This is a genomic window from Kitasatospora sp. Xyl93 (assembly GCF_055383135.1).
The window spans coordinates 3,507,719-3,531,856 of record NZ_AP029185.1 but is presented as its reverse complement, the minus strand read 5'-3'; the positions used below and the strand labels follow the sequence as shown (position 1 = coordinate 3,531,856).

Below are 24,138 nucleotides of genomic sequence, written 5' to 3'. Positions count from 1 at the left end.
CATGTCCAAGCCCCTGCCGACGATCCTCCGCACCCACTTCACGGCCCTGCGGGCACTCCTCGTGCTCACCGTGGTCCTCGGGATCGTCTACCCGCTGCTGGTCACCGGCATCTCGCAGGTCGCCTTCGACGACCGGGCGAACGGCTCGCCGGTGAAGTCCGACGGCAGGGAGGTCGGCTCCAGCCTGATCGGCCAGAGCTTCGACCTCCCGAAGAAGAACCCCGCCGACCCGGACGAGGAGGCCCAGCCGGACCCGCAGTGGTTCCAGCCCCGCCCCTCGGCCGCCGGGACCGGCTACGACGCCTCCTCGTCCGCCGCCTCGAACCAGGGCCCGAACAGCGAGGACCTGCTGAAGGCCGTCGACGACCGCCGCGCCGCCGTCGCCGCGTTCGACGGCGTCGACCCGGCGAGCGTTCCGGCCGACGCGCTGACCGCCTCCGGCTCCGGCCTCGACCCGCACATCTCCGTCGCGTACGCCGAGGAGCAGGTCAACCGGGTCGCCAAGGCGCGCAACCTGCCGGTGGAGACGGTGGACAAGCTGGTCGAGAAGTACACCGAGGGCCGCTCGCTCGGCTTCCTCGGCGACGAGGGGGTCAACGTCCTGCTGCTCAACAAGGCGCTCGGCGAGCAGAAGTGACACCGCCCCAGACAGTCGGGTGACCGGGCCGGCCCGGGTGCGGGAGCACGCCTCCCGCGCCCGGGCCGGCCGGCCCGCGTCCGCAGACGTGCACCACCTCCCGATGGAAAGAGCAGTGCCCATGGCCCGCGACCTCACCACCGGCACCGGCAACCGCGGTGGCCGGCTGAGGGTGTACCTCGGCTCCGCGCCGGGCGTCGGCAAGACCTACCGGATGCTGGACGAGGCCCGGCGCAGACAGCAGCGCGGGGCCGACGTCGTGGTCGGGTACGTCGAGTGCCACGGCAGACGCCACACCGAGGCCATGCTGGCCGGCCTGGAGGTCCTGCCGCGGGTCCACCGCTCCTACCGGGACGCCGAGTTCGAGGAGATGGACCTCGACGGCCTGCTCGCCCGCCGCCCGTCCGTCGTGCTGGTGGACGAGCTGGCGCACACCAACATCCCCGGCGGCCGGCACGCCAAGCGCTGGCAGGACGTCGAGGAACTGCTCGCCGCCGGGATCGACGTCATCACCACCGTCAACATCCAGCACCTGGAGTCGCTGAACGACGTCGTCCGGAAGATCACCGGCATCCCGCAGCGCGAGACCGTCCCGGACGAGCTGGTCCGCCGGGCCGACCAGCTCGAACTCGTCGACATGGCCCCGCAGGCGCTGCGCCGCCGGATGGCCCACGGCAACGTCTACCGGGCGGAGAAGGTGGACGCCGCGCTCTCCAACTACTTCCGGGTCGGCAACCTCACCGCCCTGCGCGAACTCGCCCTGCTCTGGGTGGCCGGGCGGGTGGACGAGGGCCTGCGCGACTACCGGGCCAGCCACGACATCGACCGGGTCTGGGAGACCCGCGAACGGGTCGTGGTCGCCCTCACCGGCGGCCCCGAGGGCGAGACCCTGATCCGCCGCGCCGCCCGGATCGCCGACCGCACGGCCGGCGGCGACCTGCTGGCCGTCCACGTCTCCCGCAGCGACGGTCTGGCCGGCGCCTCCTCCGGCGCGCTCGCCCAGCAGCGGCGGCTGGTGGAGACCCTCGGCGGCAGCTACCACGTGGTGGTCGGCGACGACGTCCCCACCGCGCTGCTCAGCTTCGCCCGCGCCCACGACGCCACCCAGCTGGTGCTCGGCACCAGCCGCCGCGGCCGGATCAACCGCTTCCTCACCGGCCCCGGCACCGGACAGACCACCGTGGACGCCTCCGAGGACATCGACGTCCACATGGTCACCCACGAGTTCACCGGCCGCGGCCGGCTGCCCTCGCTCGGCCGCCGCCACTCCCGGCGCCGCACCGTCGCCGGCTACCTGGCCGGCCTGGTGCTGCCCTGGCTGCTCACCGTGCTGCTGCCGCGGGCGGACCACGGCATCAACCTGACCACCGACGCGCTGATCTTCCAGTTGGGCGTGGTCGTCGTCGCCCTGCTCGGCGGCGCGGTGTCGGCCCTGCTGGCCTCGGTCGTCGCCTCGGTGCTGCTCAACTACTACTTCATCCCGCCGATCCACAGCCTGACCATCGGCGAGACCAACAACATCGTCGCCCTGGTGGTGTTCGCCGCCATCGCGCTCACCGTCTCCACCGTGGTCGACCACGCCGGCCGGCTCACCAGCCGGGCCGCCCGCGCCACCGCCGAGGCCGAGACCCTCTCCACCCTGGCCGGCAGCGTGCTGCGCGGCGCCGACGCGCTGCCCGCCCTGCTGGAGAAGTCCCGGACGGCCTTCGGCATGCGGGCCGTCGCCCTGCTCTCCCGGGTCGACGGCGAGGTGCTCGCGCACTGCGAGGGGGACCACCAGGGCGACGGCGAGGGACCGTACGAGACCACCGAGGTCCCGGTCGGCCCGGACGCCGTGCTGGTGCTCACCGGCCGCCGGCTGCCCGCCGCCGACCAGCGGGTGCTGACCGCCTTCGCCGCCCACGTCGCCGCCGCGCTGGAGCGCGACCGGTTGGCCGTGGTCGCCGCCGAGGTCGAGCCGATCAAGGCCGCCGACCGGATGCGCACCGCCCTGCTCGCCGCCGTCAGCCACGACCTGCGCACCCCGCTGGCCGCCGCCCGCGCCTCGGTCGGCTCGCTGCGCAGCCCCGACGTCGAGTTCTCCTCCGAGGACCAGGCCGAACTCCTCGCCACCGCCGACGAGTCGCTGGTCAAGCTCACCCGGCTGGTCGACAACCTGCTCGACATGAGCCGCCTCCAGGCCGGCGCGCTCACCCTGCACCTCACCGAGACCCACCTGGACGAGATCCTGCCCCGGGCGCTCGACAGCCTCCCGGACCCGTACGCGCCGATCCAGCCGCTGGACCTCGACACCACCCCGCCGGTGCTCGCCGACCCCCCGCTGCTGGAGCGGGTGCTCGCCAACGTGATCACCAACGCGCTGCGCCACAACGCCCCCGGCGCGCCCGTCCTGGTCACCGCCAGCCACCACGCCGCCCAGGTCGAGATCCGGGTGATCGACCGCGGACCCGGCATCGCCCCCGAGGACCGCGACCGGGTCTTCCTGCCCTTCCAGCGCCTCGGCGACACCGACAACACCACCGGCGTCGGCCTCGGACTCGCCCTCTCCCGCGGCCTCGCCGAGGCGATGGGCGGCAGCCTGGAGGTCGAGGACACCCCGGGCGGCGGCACCACCATGCTGCTCACCCTGCCCGCCGCCGGGCCCGACGCCCCTGGGGAGGAACCGCCGCATGAGTGAACGGAGTGAACGGATCACCGGGAGGTCCGTGTCCCGCGAAGCGAGGGAGATCCTGGTCGTCGACGACGAGCCGGCCCTCCTGCGCACCCTGCGGATCAACCTCAGCGCCCGGCAGTACGCCGTCCGCACCGCCGCCAGCGGCGGAGAGGCGCTCGACCGCGCCGCGCACTCCTCCCCGGACGCCGTCCTGCTCGACCTCGGCCTGCCCGACCTCGACGGGATGGACGTGCTGCGCGGCCTGCGCACCCACAGCGCGGTGCCGGTCATCGTGCTCTCCGGCCGGACGGACGCCGCCGACAAGGTGGGCGCCCTGGACGCGGGCGCCGACGACTACCTCACCAAGCCGTTCCTGATGGACGAGCTGCTGGCCCGGCTGCGCGCCGTGCTGCGCCGACCGCCGGGTGACGTGCTGCCGGGCGGCGTGCCGCCGGGCCGGCCGGTGATCGGCGACCACACCGTGGACCTCGTGGCCACCGCGGTGAACGGCCCGCACGGCCCGGTCCGGCTCACCCCGACCGAGTGGCGCATCCTCACCCTGCTGCTCGCCAACCCCGGCCGGCTGGTGCCCGGGCGGCAGATCCTGCGCGAGGTGTGGGGCCCGGCCCAGGAGGGGCGCGGCAACTACCTGCGGGTCTACTTCGCCGGGCTGCGCCGCAAGCTGGAACGCGACCCGGCCCGGCCGCGGCACCTGATCACCGAGCCGGGGATCGGGTACCGGTACGTGCCGTGACCGCTGTGACCGTCCGAGCTGCCCGGGCCGCCGCCGCGCCCCGTCAACGTGCCGTCAAGAGCGGCCCGGTGGGCGACAGGAGGGCGTCAAGGCCGCCCGGCGGCGGCGCTCCGCGGACGTAGTGTCGGTGCCGAGGGGGCGGGCCCCGCTCCGTGTGGGGGAGGTCTGGGGCCGCTCCGGACGCCGTCCACGGACGGCCGGCAGGTGGGGGAGGGGCGCGCGACACCCGTCGCGCGCCCCCAAGGCCTTTCCGGCTCCGGCCCCAGCCGTCTTCGCCCCGGTTCAGCCGTCCTCGCCCCCGCACTGCCGGGGCAGCGCCAGCGCCACGGTGTCCGCGAACTCCCGGACCGCGCTGGTCCGGCTGACCACCCGGCCGCTGTGCACCACCAGCCGGCTGTGCCCGCCCGCGAGCGCCCCGGCCAGGCTGTCCCCGCGCACCGCCAGCAGTTCCGCGGGGAACCCGGCGTCCACCCGGACCGGCGCCAGGCCGAGCGCCGCCCGGGCCTGGTTCGCCACCGCGTCGTACGCCGCCTCCGGGCCCAACTCCCCACCGGCCGCCAGCAGATAGGCCGACTCCAGCGGATCCGCCCGGCCGACCGGGTTGGACGGATCGCGCAGCGCCCCGCTGCCCGCCGCCAGCGGCACCCGGGCGGCCGCCAACTCACGTACCAGGCCCGGCCGCAGGCCCGTCGCCCGGCCCTCCAGCCCGGTGCAGCAGCCGTTCTGCGGCAGGCAGACCACCCGGATCCCGCTGGTCGCCAGCACCGTCGACGCGCCCCGGGGTAGCGCCCCGCACGGGCCCAGCGTCACCCGCGGCCGAAGCGGCGCCAACGCCCCGGCCATCCGGGCGAGTTGGGCGGCGTCGGCGGCGCTGGTGTGCAGGTCCACCGAGCAGTCCGCCTCCCGGGCGGCCTCCAGCAGCAGCTGCACGTACCCGGCCGGGTCGGGGTCCAGCTCCGGGCAGCCGCCGGCCGCCGTGGCGCCCAGCTTGAGCGCCTCGCGCAGCTGCGCCCGGCTGTCCGCCCCGGCCCGCCCGGTGAGCAGCCGGGGCATCGCCACCGCCTGGAGCTCGGCCAGCCCGCTCAGCGCCTGCCGGGCGGTGAGCACCGCCTCCAGCCGGCGCAGCCCGTGCACGTCGCCGATCCGGACGTGGGTGCGCTGGGCGGTGGCGCCGTAGCCGAGCGAGGTCAGCGCGGCCTCGGTGATCCGCCGGGTGAGGTCGGCCGGGGTGTCCGGCGGCGGGGTGGAGAGGGCGGCGGAGAAGGCGGCGTCGTAGTGGGCGTGCGCCTCGGCGGGGGCCGGGAGCAGCAGGTAGCCGCGCAGGTCGATCCGGGCGCCGGTGGTGACGGTGGGCGCGCCGGGCAGGGCGGGCAGCGGGCCGAGGCTGCCGACGGTGCCGACCGCCTGGATCCGGTCGCCGCTGATCCGGACGTCCACCACCCGCCCGTCGGCCAGTCTGGCGCCGGTGAGCAGGAGGACCGGGCCGTGCCCGAGCGGGTTGGCCGCCGGGCCGGGCCCGGAGTGCGGCCCGTCGGCGGCTGCGCTGTCCATCGCCGGCTCCTTCTCGGGCCGGCCCGTGCGGTCGGCCCCGTACGGCCGGCCCGTCCAGCCGGCCAGCCCTCCCGATCAATGAGCGTCGAGCCTATGGGCCCGGGGGGCGGGGCGCCGGGAGGCGGGCAATAGTCGTATCGGGTCGGGCCGTGCGGCTCGGAGGCCGATCGAACGCCGGGCCTTGGATCGTCCGTCCGTACCCCTCGCCCACCTGCGGTCTTCGCCGCGGGATACGGATTTCACCTCCGGCCGCGAAACGTGTAATCTCTTCCTCGTTCGCCCCTATAGCTCAGTCGGTAGAGCGTCTCCATGGTAAGGAGAAGGTCTGCGGTTCGATTCCGCATGGGGGCTCGGGTGAGAAGCAGTCAGCTCCGGCTGTGCTGCGGATCACTGTGGCGGTGTAGCTCAGTTGGTAGAGCAAGCGGCTCATAATCGCTGTGTCACCGGTTCAAGTCCGGTCACCGCTACCCCGCGTAGTCGGTCGGGAGATCGCACTCCCGGTCGGCTACTCTTGTTGTGTTCTTATTCGTTGTCCAAGGAAGGCACTCCCGTGGCTGCCACCGATGTCCGCCCGAAGATCACGCTGGCCTGCGTGGAGTGCAAGGAGCGGAACTACATCACCAAGAAGAACCGGCGTAACGACCCGGACCGTCTTGAGATGAAGAAGCACTGCCCCCGCTGCAACTCGCACACCGCGCACCGCGAGACCCGCTGACCCTGTTGCAGGGCGCCGGGCCTGTGTGAATTCAGGTCTGCTACTCCGGGCCGCATCCCTCATGGGGGTGCGGCCCGGAGTTTTTTCGTATCCACCCGCGTTCCGAGGAGCTGCCATGGCGCTCGACCCCTCCTTCATCGGGCGTAGTTACCCGCCCACCGAGCCGTACGAGGTCGGCCGGGAGAAGATCCGCGAGTTCGCGACCGCGATCGGCGACGCCAACCCCGCGTACACCGACCCGGAGGCGGCGAAGGCGCTGGGCCACCCCGACGTGATCGCCCCGCCGACCTTCCCGTTCGTGATCACCTACCGCGCGGCGGCCCAGGTGGTCGAGGACCCGGAACTGGGCCTGGACTTCACCCGGGTGGTGCACGGCGACCAGAAGTTCGCCTACAGCCGCCCGGTGCGGGCCGGCGACCGGCTCTCGGTCGCGGTGACCATCGACAACATCAAGTCACTGGCGGGCAACGACGTGCTCACCGTGCGTGGCGAGGTGACGGACGCGACCGGCGAGCACGTTGTGACGTCGGTCATGACCCTGGTGGCCCGGGCCGCCGACGAGGCGGGGGAGTGAGCGCGATGGCGATCAGCTACGACGAGGTCGAGGTCGGCACCGAGCTGCCAGCGCAGTCCTTCCCGGTGACCCGCGACACACTGGTGCGCTACGCGGGCGCCTCGGGCGACTTCAACCCGATCCACTGGAACGAGAGGTTCGCCCTGGAGGTCGGCCTGCCGGACGTCATCGCGCACGGCATGTTCACCATGGCCGAGGCGATCCGGGTGGTCACCGACTGGGTCGGCGACCCGGCCGCGGTGGTCGAGTACGGCGTGCGCTTCACCCGCCCGGTGCCGGTGCCGAACGACGGCGTCGGCGCGGTGGTCGAGGTCTCTGCGAAGGTCGCCAAGAAGCTGGACGACCGCAGGGTGCAGGTCGACCTGCTGGCCACCACGGGCGGCCAGAAGGTGCTCGGCATGTCCCGGGCCGTCGTCCGGCTCGGCTGAGCCGCTCCCGCCGACGGCGGCCGCGGCCGGAGCCCGTACCGCACGGGAGTTCCGGCCGCGGCCGCGGGCCTTGTTCGGCGCCGCGCCGGCGCGGGTCTGAGCCGCCGGAGCGCGGGCCGAGCCGGAGCGCCGGAACGCCTGGCGACGGGTGGCAGGCGTGCCGGGGGGCATCCCGGCCACCCGTACGCTGGTGGGCGTGCTGGTAGAAAACGACGCCCCCCTCGCCCCGCTGACCACGCTCCGGCTCGGCGGCCCGGCCCGCCGGCTGGTGACCGCCCACACCGACGACGAGGTGATCGCCGCCGTCCGCGAGGCCGACGCGGCCGGCGAGCCGCTGCTGGTCCTCGGCGGCGGCTCCAACCTGGTGATCGGCGACGCCGGCTTCCCCGGCACCGTGCTGCGGATCGCCACCGAGGGCTTCGCCCTGGACGGCACCGGCCTGGAGGTCGCGGCCGGCGAGACCTGGTCCGAGGTGGTCCGCCGGACCGTGCTCGACCACCGCCTGGCGGGCATCGAGTTCCTGGCCGGCATCCCCGGCTCGGCGGGTGCCACCCCGGTGCAGAACGTGGGCGCGTACGGCCAGGAGGTCGCGCAGGCGATCACCGAGGTGGTCGCGTACGACCGCGCCGCCGACGAGGTGGTCGTGCTCTCGAACGCCGAGTGCGCCTTCTCCTACCGGCACAGCCGCTTCAAGGCCGATCCGGACCGCTACGTGGTGCTGCGGGTGCGGTTCCGCCTGGAGGACAACGGCGGGCTCTCCACCCCCGTCCGCTACGCCGAGACCGCCCGGCACCTGGGCGTCGGGCAGGGCGACCGGGTGGCGGTCGACACCGCGTGGAACGCGGTGCTGCTGCTGCGCGCCGGCAAGGGCATGGTGCTGGACCCGGCGGACCACGACACCTGGTCGGCCGGCTCCTTCTTCACCAACCCGGTGCTCACGGCCGCGCAGTACGAGTCCTTCCGCACCCGCCCCGGCGCCGAGGACGCCCCCGCCTACCCGGCCCCGGAGGGCTGCACCAAGACCTCGGCGGCCTGGCTGATCGACCGCTCGGGCTTCGGCAAGGGCTACGGCAGCGGCCCGGCGACGCTCTCCACCAAGCACACCCTGGCCCTCACCAACCGCGGCTCGGCCACCGCCGACGACCTGCTGGCGCTGGCCCGGGAGATCCGGGACGGGGTCCGCGAGGCCTTCGGGGTGGAGCTGGTGAACGAGCCGGTGATGGTGGGCGTCAAGCTCTGACCAGGGCCGGGGCCCGGGGCGGACCCCGGACGGCCGCCGGCTAGGCGGGCACCGCCGCCCGGTCCGCGGGGGCGCGGCCGTCCGCCAGCCAGGCGTCGATGTCCGCCAGCAGCTCCTTGCGGACGGCCTCCGGCGCGACCGAGCCGCGCACCGACTGCCGCGCCAGCTCGGCGAGTTCGGTGTCGGAGAAGCCCAGCACGTCCCGGACCAGCTCGTACTGGGCGACCAGCCGGCTGCCGAACAGCAGCGGGTCGTCGGCACCCAGCGCGAGCGGCACCCCGGCGTCGAAGAGCCGGCGCAGCGGGACATCCTCGGGGTGCTCGTAGACGCCGAGCGAGACGTTGGAGGAGGGGCAGACCTCGCAGGTGACCTGGCGGTCCGCCAGCCGCTCCATCAGCCGGGGGTCCTCGGCGGCCCGCACGCCGTGGCCGATCCGGCCGGCGCCCAGGTCGTCCAGGCAGTCCCGGACGGACTCCGGGCCGGACAGCTCGCCGCCGTGCGGGGCCGCCAGCAGCCCGCCCTTGCGGGCGATCGCGAAGGCCCGGTCGAAGTCCCGGGCCAAGCCCCGGCGTTCGTCGTTGGAGAGGCCGAAGCCGACCACCCCGTGGTCCGCGTAGCGGACGGCCAGCCGGGCCAGCGTCCGGGCGTCCATCGGGGACTTCATCCGGTTGGCCGCGACCAGGACCCGGATGCCCACCCCGGTGGCCGCGGCGGCGTGCTCCACCGCGTCCAGGATCAGCTCCAGCGCGGGGATCAGCCCGCCCAGCCGGGGCGCGTACGAGGTCGGGTCGACCTGGATCTCCAGCCAGCGGGAGCCGTCCCGCTTCTCGTCCTCGGCGGTCTCCAGGACCAGCCGGCGGATGTCCGCCTCGTCCCGCAGCACCGAGCGGGCGGTGTCGTACAGCCGCTGGAAGCGGAACCAGCCCCGCTCGTCGGTGGCCCGCAGCCGGGGCGGCTCGCCGGAGCTGAGCGCCTCCGGCAGCCGGACGCCGTGCTTGTCGGCCAGCTCCAGGAGGGTGGCGGGCCGCATCGAGCCGGTGAAGTGCAGGTGCAGGTGGGCCTTCGGGAGGCCCCTGACGTCTCGCGGGTTCAACAGGCGTTCCATTCACCGATACTGCCGTATGAGGCCCCCGAACGGGAACCGCCTCCTTCGCATCCCCCGAAGGGGTGAAAGGAGGCGGTGTGCCGGGTGAATCCCGTATGTCGGATTGACGTCAGTGCCGGACCGGCGTCAGTCGCGGGCCTCGCCGAGCAGCTTCTGGACCCGGCTGACGCCCTCGATCAGGTCGGCGTCGCCGAGCGCGTAGGAGAGCCGCAGGTAGCCCGGGGTGCCGAAGGCCTCGCCCGGGACGACCGCGACCTCGGCCTCGTCCAGGATCAGGGCGGCCAGCTCGCCGGAGGTCTGCGGGCGCTTGCCGCGGATCTCCTTGCCCAGCAGGCCCTTGACCGACGGGTAGGCGTAGAAGGCGCCCTCGGGCTCGGGGCAGAACACGCCGTCGATCTCGTTGAGCATCCGCACGATGGTCCGGCGGCGGCGGTCGAAGGCCTCGCGCATCTCGGCGACCGCGTCCAGGTCGCCGGCCACGGCGGCCAGGGCGGCGCGCTGGGCGACGTTGGAGACGTTCGAGGTGGCGTGCGACTGGAGGTTGGTCGCGGCCTTGATCACGTCCTTGGGGCCGATCACCCAGCCCACCCGCCAGCCGGTCATCGCGTAGGTCTTGGCGACACCGTTGACCACGATGCACTTGTCGGCCAGCTCGGGCAGCAGGGCCGGCAGCGAGGTGAAGGTGGCGTCGCCGTACACCAGGTGCTCGTAGATCTCGTCGGTGAGCACCCACAGGCCGTGCTCCAGCGCCCAGCGGCCGATCGCCTCGGCCTCGGCCTCGGTGTACACCGCGCCGGTCGGGTTGGACGGCGAGACGAACAGCACCACCTTGGTGTTCTCGGTGCGCGCGGCCTCCAGCTGCTCGACCGAGACCTTGTAGCCGGTGGTCTCGTCGGAGACGACCTCCACCGGGACGCCGCCGGCCAGCTGGACCGACTCCGGGTAGGTGGTCCAGTACGGGGCCGGGATGATGACCTCGTCGCCCGGGTCCAGGATCGCCGCGAAGGCCTCGTAGATCGCCTGCTTACCGCCGTTGGTGACCAGCACCTGGGAGGCGTCCACCTGGTAGCCCGAGTCGCGCAGCGTCTTGGCGGCGATCGCGGCCTTCAGCTCGGGCAGGCCACCCGCCGGGGTGTAGCGGTGGTTCTTCGGGTCGCGGCAGGCCTCGACGGCCGCCTCGACGATGTAGTCCGGGGTGGGGAAGTCGGGCTCGCCGGCGCCGAAGCCGATGACCGGACGGCCGGCGGCCTTGAGGGCCTTGGCCTTGGCGTCCACGGCGAGGGTCGCGGACTCGGCGATCGCGCCGATCCGGGCGGAGACCCGGCGGTCGGCGGGGCGGATGGACTGGTCGGGCTGCGGGGTGGAAGCGCTCATGTCTGCATCGTCGCAGAACCCGGACCTACCGGGCATCGGGGTATCGGCATCCGTACGTCCCCGTCCGGATCGCGGCCCCGGCGATCCGTCGGCGGGGCCCCGGCCGGGCCGGACATCCGCCGGGGGACCGGCCGGTCCGGAAGAAGACGTTCGACCAAACGCCCCTCGACCACGTACACTCGCTGCTCGACGGCCCGCCGAAAAGACCGGAGCTTTCACCGCCTGTGCAGACAGCGGGGGGAGATGCGGTAGGTTGGTCGCCACCGGAGCCGCGAGGCACCGTAGGGCAATAGCTCAATTGGTAGAGCACCGGTCTCCAAAACCGGCGGTTGGGGGTTCGAGTCCCTCTTGCCCTGCTGCTAGATCCGTTTTCAGCCCGTTCGCTCCACAGGAGTGAGCGGGCTTGATGCGGAGATGGCACCGATCAGCACCGCTAGCCGGCTGGTCGTGCCCCACCTGGTGCGCGGCGAAGTCGGCAGGACCCGGATTCAGGTGAGGACGAGTGACGGAGACCACGGGCTCCACCGCAACGCCTGAGAGCGGCAACCCCGAGGGTGCCGACGGCGCTGCCGAGACCACGCCCGCCGACGACAAGTCGGGCAAGCGCGGCAACCGCGAGAAGAAGTCCGGCAAGCGCGCCAAGAAGGGCCTGTTTGCCCGGATGGCGCTGTTCTACCGCCAGATCATCGCGGAACTGCGCAAGGTCGTCTGGCCGACCCGCAGCGAACTCACCAACTACACCGCCGTCGTGGTCACCTTCGTCGTGGTCGTGATGGCCTTCGTGGCCGGCCTGGACTACGGCTTCTCCAAGCTGAGCCTCCTGGTCTTCGGCTGACCGGCCGCCCCACCTCTCGAACAGCCTCCCGACCCGGGCCGAACCCTCGGCCCGGGTCGAGCTGTCGGCGCCGGACGTACGCGCGGTTACCGTGGACTCGGTACTGTTGAAGTCTCCGAGACCTCATCTGGCGCCCGCGCGAGCGGTCGTCCGCCGGGCCGGTCGAGGAGCGCGCCACCTTCACCATCTCCAGGAAAGAAGCCGCCACCGTGTCTGAGTCCCCCCTGTACGACGCCGACGAGACCGTCCGCGAGGCGGATGTCGCCGCCGAGCCGGACGCGACCGAGCTGGCTGTCGACACCGAGTCCGCCGAGCAGATCGTGGACGCCGCGGACAGCGACGAGGACGAGGTCGAGGCGTACGACGAGGCCGAGGCCGGCGAGCCCGCCGAGGAGGCCGCGCTGCACGTGGAGGGCGCCGCCGAGGAAGCCGAGGAGGCCGAGGAGGAGCCGGCCGAGGAGGTCGACCCGGTCGCCAAGTTCCGCGAGGACCTGCGCTTCATGCCGGGCGAGTGGTACGTGATCCACACCTACGCCGGCTACGAGAACCGGGTGAAGCAGAACCTGGAGCAGCGCGCCGTCTCGCTGAACGTCGAGGAGTACATCTTCCAGGCCGAGGTGCCGCAGGAGGAGGTCGTCCAGATCAAGAACGGCGACCGCAAGACCATCCGCCAGAACAAGCTCCCCGGCTACGTCCTGGTGCGCATGGACCTCACCCCCGAGTCCTGGGGCGTCGTGCGCAACACCCCGGGTGTCACCGGCTTCGTCGGCAACGCCTACGACCCGTACCCGCTGACCCTGGACGAGGTCGTCAAGATGCTCGCCCCCGACGTCGAGCGCCAGGCCGCCAAGGAGGCCGGCAAGGCTTCGCCGGTCCGCCCGGTCGAGGTCCAGGTGCTGGACTTCGAGGTCGGCGACTCGGTCACCGTCACCGACGGCCCGTTCGCGACCCTCCAGGCGACCATCAACGAGATCAACCCGGACTCGAAGAAGGTCAAGGGCCTGGTCGAGATCTTCGGCCGGGAGACCCCGGTCGAGCTCTCCTTCGACCAGATCCAGAAGAACTAGTCGTACGGTCTTCGGATCCGGGCGGGCCCGCGGGCCCGCCCGGATCCGTTTTGGTCCAGCGGCGCGAACGCGTTAGCCTGGTCCGATGTGTGTGCTGGCGGCCGGGTGTCGCCCCGGTTCCGCACGCACCAGCAATCACCTCTCGGAAGGACCCGGAGAGACATGCCTCCCAAGAAGAAGAAGGTCACGGGGCTTATCAAGCTCCAGATCAACGCCGGCGCGGCCAACCCGGCGCCGCCGGTCGGCCCCGCGCTGGGCCAGCACGGCGTCAACATCATGGAGTTCTGCAAGGCCTACAACGCTGCGACCGAGTCGCAGCGCGGCATGATCGTGCCGGTGGAGATCACGGTCTACGAGGACCGTTCCTTCACCTTCATCACGAAGACGCCGCCGGCCGCGCGCCTCATCCTGAAGGCCGCCGGTGTCGAGAAGGGCTCCAGCGAGCCGCACAAGACCAAGGTCGCCAAGCTCACCAGCGCCCAGGTCCGCGAGATCGCCACGACCAAGATGCCCGACCTGAACGCCAACGACCTGGACGCCGCGGCGAAGATCATCGCCGGCACCGCCCGGTCGATGGGCATCACCGTCGAGGGCTGAGAACCCCTCTCGTCCTCTGTGGTAGGGCCCGCGCAGGCCCGTGACACCACAACTCCATTCACCATTCAGGAGCAGCTATGAAGCGCAGCAAGGCCCTGAAGGCCGCGGACGCCCAGGTCGACCGCGAGCGCCTTTACGCCCCCCTCGAGGCCGTCCGCCTCGCCAAGGCGACCAGCACCACCAAGTTCGACGGCACCGTCGAGGTCGCCATGCGTCTGGGCGTCGACCCGCGCAAGGCCGACCAGATGGTCCGCAGCACCGTGATCCTCCCGCACGGCACCGGTAAGACCGCTCGGGTCCTGGTCTTCGCGACCGGCGAGCGTGCCGAGGCCGCGCGTGCTGCGGGCGCCGACATCGTCGGTGCCGACGAGCTGATCGACGAGGTCGCGAAGGGCAAGCTGGACTTCGACGCCGTCGTCGCCACCCCGGACCTCATGGGCAAGGTCGGCCGCCTCGGCCGCGTGCTCGGCCCCCGTGGTCTGATGCCGAACCCGAAGACCGGCACCGTGACCCCGGACGTCGCCAAGGCTGTCAACGACATCAAGGGCGGCAAGATCGAGTTCCGCGTCGACAAGCACTCGAACCTGCACTTCATCATCGGTAAGGCCTCCTTCACCGACGAGCAGCTGGTCGAGAACTACGCCGCCGCGCTGGACGAGGTGCTCCGCGCCAAGCCGTCCGCCGCCAAGGGCCGCTACATCAAGAAGACCGCGTTCTCGACCACCATGGGCCCCGGCATCCAGGTGGACCCGAACCGCACCCGCAACCTCCTCGTCGAGGAGGACCCGGCCGCGGTCTGAGCCCCAGTGCTCTAGAGCAGTCCGTACGACGGGCCCGTACCCCCTTCACCGGGGGTGCGGGCCCGCCGTCGTTCCCGGGCGGTGACCGGGGGACCCGACCGGGCGGGGGAGGGCACGCCGGCGGGCCGCAACGGTTGCCGGATCGGGACACCGGCGGATGGGAACGGCGGGCCGAACCGTCGTACGCTCTGCCGGTCAGACCATGTGGAGAACCTGTGACCGCCGGAGTGTGCCGTGCCGCCCGCCCCTCGCCCCACCGTTCTCGCGGCGGCCCTGCTGCTGCTCGCCACCACCGGGTGCAGCCTGCTGGCCGCCCCGACCACCGCCACCCCGGGGGGCCCCGCGCCGGTGCCGCCCAAGCAGGTGGTGCTGGCGGCCGCGCAGGCGCTGGACGACGCCGGCGGCGCCCGGATCGACGTGGTCCAGGAGGGCGCGGCCGGCCGGCGCACCGCGAGCGGCTCGCTGGTCTGGGGCGCCTCGGACGAGGCGGCCCTCACCGTCACCGACGAACTGGGCAGCGGGCGGCTGACCCTGAAGGACGGCGCGCTCGACCTCGTGTACCAGGGCGGTGCGGCCAAGCACGCGGAGCGGAGCACCGCCGAGGCGGTCGACCCCGGGGCGGGCCCCGATCCGGAGGGCTTCGCGGGCGGCTGGACGACCGCGCTGATCACCGGCCCGGGCAGCCGGGCGTACGAGGTCGCCCAGGGCGTCAAGCTCGTCTCGCTCGGCGGCGAGCAGCTGGCCGGGGTGACCGTGGCGCACTACCAGGGCTCCGCGTCGGTGGCCGAACTGTTCGGCAAGGACGACGAGTTGACCCCGAAGCGGCGCGCCGCCACGCTGGACTGGTACCGGGTGCACGGGGTGACGTCGATCGGCTACGAGGTCTGGGTCGGGCCCGGCATGCAGTTGCTGCGGCTGCGCGAGACGATCCGGGGGAGTGCGGGAACCACGGTCACCACGACCGATGTCTCGGCTCCCGGGGGCGTGGACGCGACGCCCGCCGCGGGCGGGTGACGGGGAGGGGGATATCCAGTGCGTGGGGGTTTCGGCGATCGGTTAGAGTCCGCGTGAAAAGAACATGAGAAGAGCCGACGATCGGATCTTCCATGGATTGACCAGATCCCACGGGGGTAGCTTCATGCGCGCTCTGCGCCTCGCCTCGGCCGTCGCGACGACGGCCGTCCTGCTCGGTGCGGCTACGGCCTGTGGCGGTGACACCAAGAGCAATGACGCCAAGGCCGGCGACACCAAGACCGCCGAGGCCAAGGGCGGCGAGACCAAGGCCGCCGACGCCAAGGCCGCGGACCCGCTCGCGGCGGTGCTGGCCGGGGACCCGAAGGCCGCGCTGGCCGCGTCCGCGCTGGTGATGCAGAAGGCCGGCAACGGCAAGGTCACCATGATCCCGGCCGAGCCCGACAGCCCCGGCGGCACCGGCGACGCGGACTGGAAGGAGCCGGCCAAGACCTCCGTGGACCTGCTCGGCGACATGGGCGGCAAGAAGCTCAAGATCCGGGTGGTCGGCGTGGACGCCTACCTCGGCGGCGACGAGGCGGCCCCGGCCCTCGGGGGCAAGCACTGGGTCAGGTTGTCCACGGACGAGACCGGCGCCACCTTCCGGGCGGCGGGCCAGATGATGAACCCGGTCACCCTGCTCACCATGGCGGCCCAGAGCGGCAAGCTCACCAAGGTCGGCCAGGAGGCCGTGGACGGCGCCCAGACCGTCCACCTGCGGGCGGAGCAGGACACCGCCGCGCTGGTGGCCGGAATGACGGGGCTCCCGGCGGAGCGGCGGCCCGCCGTCCAGAAGGTGCTGGAGGAGGACGGCAAGTCCCTCACCATCGACTTCTGGCTGAACGCCAAGCAGGAACTCGTCCAGTACCAGGAGTACGGCGAGAAGAAGGGCAGCAAGGAAGCCGTCACCGTCAAGTACTCGGACCTCGGCAAGGCCGCCCCGATCACGGTGCCGGCCGCCGACGACCTCGGCGCCGAGACCGACCTGCTCAAGCTGCTCGGCTGATCCGGCCGTCCGGACTCCGAGCCCTCCGGCTACAACCGGCTACCGCCCCGGGCGCATCCCGCGCCCGGGGATCCTCAAGGGGGGAACCATGGCTGGAACCCGCAACACCGCCGTCGCTGTCGTCCTCGCCGCCCTGGCGCTGACCGCGACCGCGTGCAACGACAACGACGACAAGAGCGCCGCCCCGGCCGCGCCGACCACGGCCGCCGCCACCTCGGCCGCCCCGTCGTCCGCCGCCCCGGCCACCGGCGCGAAGCCGGAGAAGGTCAGCCCGGCGGTCTACCTGGAGCAGGTCACCCAGAAGACCGGCGCGGCCAAGTCGGCGAAGGTCGACGAGCTGATCCAGGTCGGCGAGATCACCATGAAGGGCAAGGGGGCGGTGTCCTGGGCCGACGGCCTGGAGGCCGACCTCACGATGGACCTGTCGGGCTCCCCGATGGCCAAGCTCCTGGAGCCGCTGACCGGCGGCCCGAACGTGCACTACCTGTACACCAAGGACGCCATGTACATGGGCCTGGGCGGGAAGCTGCTGGAGAGCGGCGGCCCGAAGTGGGTGCGCTACAGCAAGGCCGACATGGCCAAGGCCTCCGGCGGCACGACCGACCAGCTCCAGAGCGCGGACCCGGTGCAGGGCGTCCGGACGCTGATCGCCAGCGGCAAGGTCACCGAGGTCGGCCCGGAGACGGTGAACGGCAAGGCCACCACCCACTACTCCGGCGTGCTCAGCGCGGCCGACGTGGCCAAGGCCACCAGCCAGGGCATGACCCAGGAGCAGGCCGACCGGCTGAAGCAGAACCTGGACGCGGCCGGCGTCACCAGCGACCGGATCGACGTCTGGGTCGACGCCGACAAGCTGGTCGTCAAGCGGACCGAGCAGGCCGAGACCAAGGCCGGCGCGATGAACGTCACCGTCAGCTACTCGGACTACGGCACCCCGGTGATCGCCGCCACCCCGTCGGCCTCGGAGGCCGTCGACCTCGCCGACCTGCAGAAGGCCGCGGCCGGCAGCTGATCCGCGCGGTCGGGGGCGGTGGGGTGCCGACCGGCTCCCCACCGCCCCCGACCGGTGTCCCGGCCCGGCCCGGCTCGGCCGACCCGGTGGATCCGCCCGGCCGCGGGCGGGTCCGGAGGGGGCCGCGACCGGGCGGGCGGGGGACGGGTGGCAAGGTGGCCGGAGCGAAGCCGCCGTCGGGCGGGGGCCGGCGAGAGGGGAACGGACCATGGCGGGACGGCAGCGGTTGGCGGCAGGGGCCGTCGTCGTCCTGCTGGCGAGCGGGCTGAGCGGGTGCGGCGGGGGCGGCGACACGACCGCCACGCCGTCCGACGGCCCGAGCACGGCCAGCGCCACGCCGTCCACCGCCTCGCCGAGCGCCCAGGCCAAGCCGACCGACCGCTCCCCGCACGGGGTGCTGCTCTCCGCCCAGCTGGCCGCGCAGACCGCCCGCCGGGCCAAGGTCAGCTACCGGCTCGGCGCGGACGCCGGCTCCGGCCCGCTGTTCTGGCAGCCCAAGACCGCGCTCCAGATCAAGCGCTCCACGCCGGCCGAGGCGGAGCAGCTGATCGTCGTGGACACCGTCGCCTACCAGGGCGGCGACGCCGCCACCGCGGCCCGGCAGGGCGGGAAGCACTGGGAGCGCTTCACCGTCCCGCCGGCCGCGGACGGCCGCAAGGAGATCCCGTACGCCGGGCTGATCGACCTGCTGAACCCGGTCGAGGCGCTGACCGCGGCCACCGCCGAGGGGACGGAGCCGGTCTTCGTCGGCGAGGAGAAGTTCGACGACTCGACCGTGGGGCACTACCGGGTCACCACCACCGCCGAGAGGTACGCGGCCGCCCAGACCCAGCTGACCCAGTCCCGCCGGGACGGCCTGCGGGCCGCGCTCGCGCCCGGCGGCTCGCTCTCGCTCACCCTGGACCTCTGGCTCAACGACAAGGACCAGCTGGTCCGGCTCCAGCGCACCGGCAACGGGGACAGCGGCCGGGCGGACGACGCGGTGCTCTACACCGACCTCGCCGGGGCGCTGCTCTCGGCGCAGGCGCCGGCCGAGACGGACACCGTGGACACCGGCGTCCGGACGGTCTCCCCGCTGGCCCGCTGAACCGCGGCCCGCCGGACCCACCCCGGCGGACCCCACCCCGCCGTCCCGCCCCCGTCGGGCCGCCGGGCCGAACCGGAGGGCGATTTGCTCCCGGCCGACGGCTCCGGTTACTGTTGCCGAAGCCAAAGACCGCTGGTTGTCATCACGCGCCCGTCAGGGAGCAGATGGCCGAAGGATCTGCGCTTCGTCGCAGGCAGCCCGCGCAGGTGTGTCTGGAGCTTCGACTTCCGGGTCCGCGTTCGCGCGGCTGCCCGTCGAGGTCGTTCCGAGCCCCGTGCCCCTGCGCACCGGGGCTCGTTGCATTTCGCAGGAGCTTTCCTTCCGTCCGGTCGGTCCACGGCGACCTAGGTCGACTTTCGCGGTCGGCCCGACTTCGACATCACGGAAGGAGGCGTAAGCCTATGGCCAGGCCCGACAAGGCTGCTGCCGTTGCCGAGATCACGGACAAGTTCCGTGGCTCCTCCGCGGCGCTGCTGACCGAGTACCGCGGTCTCTCGGTGAAGCAGGTCAAGACCCTGCGTCGCTCGCTCGGCGACAACGCCGAGTACGCCGTGGTGAAGAACACGCTGACCAAGATCGCGGCCAATGAGGTCGGGATCACGGAGCTCGACGACCTGTTCAACGGTCCGACGGCTGTCGCCTTCGTCACCGGTGACCCGGTGGAGTCGGCGAAGGCTCTGCGTGACTTCGCCAAGGAGAACCCCGCTCTCATCATCAAGGGCGGTGTCCTTGACGGCAAGGCGCTGTCCGCCGATGAGATCAAGAAGCTCGCGGACCTCGAGTCCCGCGAGGTGCTGCTCGCCAAGCTGGCGGGTGCCCTGAAGGCCAAGCAGTCCCAGGCTGCCGCGCTCTTCCAGGCCCTGCCGTCGAAGCTCGTCCGCACTGTGGACGCGCTGCGCGACAAGGTCGAGCAGGGCGGTGCCGGTACGCCGGCTCCCGCCGCCGAGGACGCCGCCGCCGAGTAGTCGGCAGGCTAACGCCTCGCTGCGGGCCCGTGCCCGCCCAACCCGTACATACGGCACCACCTGCCGATTTAGTGGAAGGACGCCATCATGGCGAAGCTGACCCAGGACGAGCTGCTCGCGCAGTTCGAGGAGCTCACCCTCATCGAGCTCGCTGCCTTCGTGAAGGCCTTCGAGGAGAAGTTCGACGTCACCGCTGCCGCCCCGGCCGCCGCCGTCGTCGTTGCCGGTGGCACCGGTGGCGCCGAGGCCGCTGCCGAGGAGCAGGACGAGTTCGACGTCATCCTCGAGGCCGCTGGCGACAAGAAGATCCAGGTCATCAAGGAGGTGCGCACCCTGACCTCCCTCGGCCTGAAGGAGGCCAAGGACCTCGTTGACACCGCTGGTGCCAAGGTCCTGGAGAAGGTTGCCAAGGACGTTGCCGAGAAGGCCAAGGCCGCCCTCGAGGGTGCCGGCGCCAAGGTCACCGTCAAGTGATCCCGCGCCCCCTCTGAGGGGGCGTACGGCCGGGCCGATCACCCTTGCGGGTGGTCGGCCCGGCCTTTTCGCGTTCCCGGCCCGGGGCGGCCCGCGGGGCCGTTGCGCCGACCGGCCGGTACGGCCCCCGGTGTGGCCGACGGTGCACTCGGCACCGTCGGTGCCGGGGGGTATGGTGATCACCGTCGTCGAGGGCGGCCCGACCACGGCTTCTGTAACGCCGAGCGGGTCCGGGCCGATAGACGGGTCGAGGTCCGCGCCGCCGGCGGGCCCTTGACGAACCTGGCGCGGCGCGCGATTCTCGAGGCGCGAGTCCGCCCGGTTGGTTCGCCGCTGGATGCATAACCAGTGGCCCGGCGGGAAATGACTCCACGTGAGTTAGAGCAGTACCCGGTGGGCGCCCGCGCCCGCCGGCTACCGGGAGGAGTCTCCGATTCGGTCTCCGAATCAGAGCTGGACAGCAGTGTCGCCATTGGCTACACTGTCCCTTTGCGCTGCCTGTTAGCTGCTCCGTGACTCGTCGCCCGGAGTTTGCGTTGCCCTGAAGGGGTCTGGCACCGCCTCCGCAAAGCGGCTCTGACCTGGGGTTCCGACCCCGGCGGAGGCCAGTGGCGAGGGAGGCGGCACCAAGCCCAAGCAGGCCCGGCTGGTACGCGCGTAGTGAGCTCCGAGCCCTCGGAAGGACCCCCCTCTTGGCCGCGCCGCGCAACGCCTCGAACAATTCCGCCGCATCCACCGCCCCGCTCCGCGTCTCCTTCGCGAAGATCAAGGAGCCCCTCGAGGTCCCCAACCTCCTGGCCCTGCAGACCGAGAGCTTTGACTGGCTGCTCGGCAACGCGGCCTGGAAGACCCGGGTCGAGCAGGCGCTGGAGTCTGGTCAGGACGTCCCCACCAAGTCCGGTCTGGAGGAGATCTTCGAGGAGATCTCCCCGATCGAGGACTTCAGTGGGTCGATGTCGCTGACCTTCCGCGACCACCGTTTCGAGCCGCCGAAGAACTCCATTGACGAGTGCAAGGACCGCGACTTCACGTTCGCGGCCCCGCTCTTCGTCACGGCCGAGTTCACCAACAACGAGACCGGTGAGATCAAGTCTCAGACGGTCTTCATGGGCGACTTCCCGCTCATGACCCACAAGGGCACGTTCGTGATCAACGGCACCGAGCGTGTCGTCGTGTCGCAGCTCGTCCGCTCCCCGGGTGTGTACTTCGACTCCACCCTGGACAAGGTGTCCGACAAGGACATCTACTCCTGCAAGGTCATCCCCTCGCGTGGTGCCTGGCTGGAGATGGAGATCGACAAGCGCGACATGGTCGGCGTCCGCATCGACCGCAAGCGCAAGCAGTCCGTCACCGTGCTGCTCAAGGCGCTCGGCTGGACCAACGAGATGATTCTCGAGGAGTTCGGCGAGTACGAGTCGATGCGCGCCACCCTGGAGAAGGACCACACCCAGGGCCAGGACGACGCGCTGCTGGACATCTACCGCAAGCTGCGCCCGGGCGAGCCGCCCACGCGCGAGGCCGCACAGACGCTTCTGGAGAACCTCTACTTCAACCCGAAGCGCTACGACCTCGCGAAGGTCGGCCGTTACAAGGTCAACCGCAAGCTGGGCAACGCCGAGTCGCTGGACTCCGGCGTGCTCACCGAGCCCGACATCATCGGTGCGATCAAGTACCTGGTGAAGCTGCACGCGGGCGAGACCGAGTGGCGTGACGACGAGGGCCGCGACATCGTGGTCGAGGTCGACGACATCGACCACTTCGGCAACCGCCGCCTGCGCAACGTCGGCGAGCTCATCCAGAACCAGGTCCGTACGGGTCTGGCCCGCATGGAGCGCGTCGTGCGCGAGCGCATGACCACCCAGGACGTCGAGGCGATCACGCCGCAGACCCTGATCAACATCCGGCCGGTCGTCGCCTCCATCAAGGAGTTCTTCGGCACCAGCCAGCTGTCGCAGTTCATGGACCAGACGAACCCGCTGTCGGGCCTGACCCACAAGCGCCGTCTGTCCGCGCTGGGCCCCGGTGGTCTGTCCCGTGAGCGGGCCGGCTTCGAGGTCCGTGACGTGCACCCCTCGCACTACGGCCGCATGTGTCCGATCGAGACCCCCGAAGGCCCGAACATCGGTCTGATCGGCTCGCTGGCCTCGTACGGCCGGGTCAACGCGTTCGGCTTCATCGAGACGCCGTACCGCAAGGTCGTCGACGGTGTGGTCACCGAGAAGGTGGACTACCTCACCGCCGACGAGGAGGACCGCTACGTCATCGCCCAGGCGAACGCGCCGCTGACCGCGGACCTGCACTTCGCCGAGCCGCGCGTCCTGGTCCGCCGCCGTGGTGGCGAGATCGACTACATCCCCGGCACCGAGATCGACTACATGGACGTCTCGCCGCGCCAGATGGTGTCGGTCGCGACCGCCATGATCCCGTTCCTCGAGCACGACGACGCCAACCGCGCGCTCATGGGCTCGAACATGATGCGCCAGGCGGTGCCGCTGCTGAAGAGCGAGGCTCCGCTGGTCGGCACCGGCATGGAGTACCGCTGCGCCGTCGACGCCGCGGACGTCATCACCGCCGAGAAGGCCGGTGTCGTCCAGGAGGTCTCGGCCGACTACGTCACCGTGGCCAACGACGACGGCACGTACACCACGTACCGCGCCGCCAAGTTCACCCGCTCCAACCAGGGCACCGCCTTCAACCAGAAGGTGCTCGTGGACGAGGGCGCCCGGGTCGAGGCCGGCCAGGTGCTGGCCGACGGCCCGTGCACCGACGAGGGCGAGATGGCCCTCGGCAAGAACCTGCTCGTGGCGTTCATGTCGTGGGAGGGTCACAACTACGAGGACGCGATCATCCTGTCGCAGCGCCTCGTCCAGGACGACGTCCTCTCCTCGATCCACATCGAGGAGCACGAGGTCGACGCCCGTGACACCAAGCTCGGCCCCGAGGAGATCACCCGGGACATCCCGAACGTCTCCGAGGAGGTCCTCGCCGACCTCGACGAGCGCGGCATCATCCGCATCGGCGCCGACGTCGTCACCGGCGACATCCTGGTCGGCAAGGTCACGCCCAAGGGCGAGACCGAGCTGACCCCGGAGGAGCGCCTGCTCCGCGCGATCTTCGGCGAGAAGGCCCGTGAGGTCCGCGACACCTCGCTGAAGGTGCCGCACGGTGAGTCCGGCAAGGTCATCGGCGTCCGCGTCTTCGACCGCGAAGAGGGCGACGAGCTGCCCCCGGGCGTGAACCAGCTGGTCCGCGTCTACGTGGCCCAGAAGCGCAAGATCACCAACGGTGACAAGCTCGCCGGCCGCCACGGCAACAAGGGTGTCATCTCCAAGATCCTCCCGGTCGAGGACATGCCGTTCCTCGAGGACGGCACCCCGGTCGACATCATCCTCAACCCGCTGGGTGTCCCGTCCCGAATGAACCCGGGACAGGTCCTGGAGATCCACCTCGGGTGGCTCGCCAAGCAGGGCTGGGACGTCTCCGGCCTCGCCGACGAGTGGGCCCAGCGCCTGCAGGCGATCGGCGCCGACACGGTCCAGGGCGGCACCAACCTCGCCACCCCGGTCTTCGACGGCGCCCGCGAGGACGAGATCACCGGTCTGCTGGACAACACCACCCTCACCCGTGACGGTGAGCGCCTGGTGAACTCCACGGGCAAGGCCCGACTGTTCGACGGCCGCTCCGGCGAGCCGTTCCCGATGCCGGTCTCGGTCGGCTACATGTACATCCTCAAGCTGCACCACCTGGTCGACGACAAGCTGCACGCCCGTTCGACCGGTCCGTACTCGATGATCACCCAGCAGCCGCTCGGTGGTAAGGCGCAGTTCGGTGGTCAGCGCTTCGGTGAGATGGAGGTGTGGGCCCTCGAGGCGTACGGCGCTGCCTACGCGCTCCAGGAGCTGCTCACCATCAAGTCCGACGACGTCCTCGGCCGGGTCAAGGTCTACGAGGCCATCGTCAAGGGCGAGAACATCCCCGAGCCCGGCATTCCCGAGTCCTTCAAGGTCCTCATCAAGGAAATGCAGTCGCTCTGCCTCAACGTGGAGGTGCTGTCCTCGGACGGCCAGTCCATCGAGATGCGGGACTCCGACGAGGACGTGTTCCGCGCCGCCGAGGAGCTCGGCATCGACCTGTCCCGGCGCGAGCCGAGCAGCGTCGAAGAGGTCTGACGGAGGTTGGGCCGGCCGCACCCGCGGCCGGCCCGCCCCCAGGCCCCCCTCAGACCACATGAACGACTCTCGACTTACGAAAGA

Annotated in this window: 21 protein-coding genes and 3 tRNA genes; 21 read left to right on the top strand and 3 right to left on the bottom strand. The window is 71.8% G+C overall.

Annotated features, from left to right (window positions below):
- Nucleotide 1: 1 nt before the first annotated feature.
- The 3 genes from kdpC (at nucleotide 2) to ACZ5GH_RS15655 (ending at nucleotide 4,044) form a co-directional block, all read left to right on the top strand.
- The gene (kdpC, locus tag ACZ5GH_RS15665; protein ID WP_387760767.1) at nucleotides 2-637 is read left to right on the top strand and encodes a potassium-transporting ATPase subunit KdpC; all 636 of its coding nucleotides are present in this window, start codon (nucleotides 2-4) and stop codon (nucleotides 635-637) included.
- Nucleotides 638-758: 121 nt separating this feature from the next.
- Nucleotides 759-3,314, top strand: coding sequence for an ATP-binding protein (locus tag ACZ5GH_RS15660; RefSeq protein WP_387760766.1), 2,556 nt, complete (start codon nucleotides 759-761; stop codon nucleotides 3,312-3,314).
- Nucleotides 3,307-4,044: a response regulator gene (locus ACZ5GH_RS15655; RefSeq protein WP_387760765.1), complete on the top strand. Its 738-nt coding sequence runs from the start codon at nucleotides 3,307-3,309 to the stop codon at nucleotides 4,042-4,044. The genes ACZ5GH_RS15660 and ACZ5GH_RS15655 overlap by 8 nt, the downstream gene beginning before the upstream one ends.
- A 282-nt stretch (nucleotides 4,045-4,326) precedes the next feature.
- Here the strand turns inward: ACZ5GH_RS15655 and ACZ5GH_RS15650 are convergent, their stop codons facing one another.
- A complete protein-coding gene (locus ACZ5GH_RS15650) occupies nucleotides 4,327-5,595 on the bottom strand; it encodes an amidohydrolase family protein (protein ID WP_387760764.1) in 1,269 nt (422 codons plus the stop codon).
- Between the two features lie 278 nt (nucleotides 5,596-5,873).
- Here ACZ5GH_RS15650 and ACZ5GH_RS15645 point away from each other — a divergent pair.
- The 6 genes from ACZ5GH_RS15645 to ACZ5GH_RS15620 all read left to right on the top strand — a co-directional run bounded on the left by ACZ5GH_RS15645 (nucleotide 5,874) and on the right by ACZ5GH_RS15620 (nucleotide 8,552).
- A tRNA-Thr gene (locus ACZ5GH_RS15645) sits at nucleotides 5,874-5,946 on the top strand.
- A gap of 43 nt (nucleotides 5,947-5,989) precedes the next feature.
- A tRNA-Met gene (locus ACZ5GH_RS15640) sits at nucleotides 5,990-6,062 on the top strand.
- A gap of 83 nt (nucleotides 6,063-6,145) precedes the next feature.
- The gene (gene rpmG, locus ACZ5GH_RS15635; RefSeq protein ID WP_006604855.1) at nucleotides 6,146-6,310 is read left to right on the top strand and encodes a 50S ribosomal protein L33; all 165 of its coding nucleotides are present in this window, start codon (nucleotides 6,146-6,148) and stop codon (nucleotides 6,308-6,310) included.
- Nucleotides 6,311-6,425: 115 nt separating this feature from the next.
- Nucleotides 6,426-6,884: an FAS1-like dehydratase domain-containing protein gene (locus ACZ5GH_RS15630; protein WP_387760763.1), complete on the top strand. Its 459-nt coding sequence runs from the start codon at nucleotides 6,426-6,428 to the stop codon at nucleotides 6,882-6,884.
- A gap of 5 nt (nucleotides 6,885-6,889) precedes the next feature.
- Nucleotides 6,890-7,312 (top strand): MaoC family dehydratase, encoded by a 423-nt coding sequence (locus tag ACZ5GH_RS15625; protein WP_387760762.1) that lies wholly within the window; start codon nucleotides 6,890-6,892, stop codon nucleotides 7,310-7,312.
- A 196-nt stretch (nucleotides 7,313-7,508) separates the two neighbouring features.
- Nucleotides 7,509-8,552 (top strand): UDP-N-acetylmuramate dehydrogenase, encoded by a 1,044-nt coding sequence (locus tag ACZ5GH_RS15620; RefSeq protein ID WP_387760761.1) that lies wholly within the window; start codon nucleotides 7,509-7,511, stop codon nucleotides 8,550-8,552.
- Nucleotides 8,553-8,592: 40 nt separating this feature from the next.
- Here ACZ5GH_RS15620 and ACZ5GH_RS15615 read toward each other — a convergent pair whose 3' ends face one another.
- Both ACZ5GH_RS15615 and ACZ5GH_RS15610 read right to left on the bottom strand, forming a co-directional pair.
- On the bottom strand, nucleotides 8,593-9,657 hold the full coding sequence (locus ACZ5GH_RS15615) for an adenosine deaminase (protein ID WP_387760760.1): 1,065 nt from the start codon (nucleotides 9,655-9,657) through the stop codon (nucleotides 8,593-8,595).
- Nucleotides 9,658-9,783: 126 nt separating this feature from the next.
- On the bottom strand, nucleotides 9,784-11,031 hold the full coding sequence (locus ACZ5GH_RS15610; protein ID WP_387760759.1) for a pyridoxal phosphate-dependent aminotransferase: 1,248 nt from the start codon (nucleotides 11,029-11,031) through the stop codon (nucleotides 9,784-9,786).
- 283 nt (nucleotides 11,032-11,314) lie between these two features.
- Here ACZ5GH_RS15610 and ACZ5GH_RS15605 point away from each other — a divergent pair.
- The 12 genes from ACZ5GH_RS15605 to rpoB all read left to right on the top strand — a co-directional run bounded on the left by ACZ5GH_RS15605 (nucleotide 11,315) and on the right by rpoB (nucleotide 24,054).
- Nucleotides 11,315-11,387, top strand: a tRNA-Trp gene (locus ACZ5GH_RS15605).
- Between the two features lie 146 nt (nucleotides 11,388-11,533).
- Nucleotides 11,534-11,866 carry a preprotein translocase subunit SecE gene (secE, locus tag ACZ5GH_RS15600; protein WP_387760758.1) on the top strand — a complete coding sequence of 111 codons (333 nt, stop codon included), beginning with the start codon at nucleotides 11,534-11,536 and terminating at the stop codon, nucleotides 11,864-11,866.
- Nucleotides 11,867-12,075: 209 nt separating this feature from the next.
- Nucleotides 12,076-12,933: a transcription termination/antitermination protein NusG gene (nusG, locus tag ACZ5GH_RS15595; RefSeq protein ID WP_401113133.1), complete on the top strand. Its 858-nt coding sequence runs from the start codon at nucleotides 12,076-12,078 to the stop codon at nucleotides 12,931-12,933.
- Nucleotides 12,934-13,095: 162 nt separating this feature from the next.
- Complete coding sequence (rplK, locus tag ACZ5GH_RS15590) at nucleotides 13,096-13,530, top strand: 50S ribosomal protein L11 (protein ID WP_387760756.1); 435 nt, start codon at nucleotides 13,096-13,098, stop codon at nucleotides 13,528-13,530.
- 77 nt (nucleotides 13,531-13,607) lie between these two features.
- Entirely contained in the window at nucleotides 13,608-14,330 is a 723-nt protein-coding gene (rplA, locus tag ACZ5GH_RS15585; RefSeq protein ID WP_207809814.1) for a 50S ribosomal protein L1, read from the top strand.
- 234 nt (nucleotides 14,331-14,564) lie between these two features.
- Nucleotides 14,565-15,344: a hypothetical protein gene (locus tag ACZ5GH_RS15580; protein WP_464334513.1), complete on the top strand. Its 780-nt coding sequence runs from the start codon at nucleotides 14,565-14,567 to the stop codon at nucleotides 15,342-15,344.
- A gap of 124 nt (nucleotides 15,345-15,468) precedes the next feature.
- Entirely contained in the window at nucleotides 15,469-16,347 is an 879-nt protein-coding gene (locus ACZ5GH_RS15575; protein ID WP_464334512.1) for an SCO4651 family lipoprotein, read from the top strand.
- Between the two features lie 88 nt (nucleotides 16,348-16,435).
- Nucleotides 16,436-17,359 (top strand): SCO4651 family lipoprotein, encoded by a 924-nt coding sequence (locus tag ACZ5GH_RS15570; RefSeq protein ID WP_387760753.1) that lies wholly within the window; start codon nucleotides 16,436-16,438, stop codon nucleotides 17,357-17,359.
- 208 nt (nucleotides 17,360-17,567) lie between these two features.
- Nucleotides 17,568-18,446 (top strand): SCO4651 family lipoprotein, encoded by an 879-nt coding sequence (locus ACZ5GH_RS15565; protein ID WP_387756277.1) that lies wholly within the window; start codon nucleotides 17,568-17,570, stop codon nucleotides 18,444-18,446.
- 401 nt (nucleotides 18,447-18,847) lie between these two features.
- Entirely contained in the window at nucleotides 18,848-19,411 is a 564-nt protein-coding gene (gene rplJ / locus ACZ5GH_RS15560; protein WP_045693068.1) for a 50S ribosomal protein L10, read from the top strand.
- An 87-nt stretch (nucleotides 19,412-19,498) separates the two neighbouring features.
- Complete coding sequence (gene rplL / locus ACZ5GH_RS15555) at nucleotides 19,499-19,885, top strand: 50S ribosomal protein L7/L12 (protein ID WP_387756279.1); 387 nt, start codon at nucleotides 19,499-19,501, stop codon at nucleotides 19,883-19,885.
- Nucleotides 19,886-20,577: 692 nt separating this feature from the next.
- Nucleotides 20,578-24,054: a DNA-directed RNA polymerase subunit beta gene (rpoB, locus tag ACZ5GH_RS15550; protein WP_387756281.1), complete on the top strand. Its 3,477-nt coding sequence runs from the start codon at nucleotides 20,578-20,580 to the stop codon at nucleotides 24,052-24,054.
- The last annotated feature ends 84 nt before the right edge of the window (nucleotides 24,055-24,138 follow it).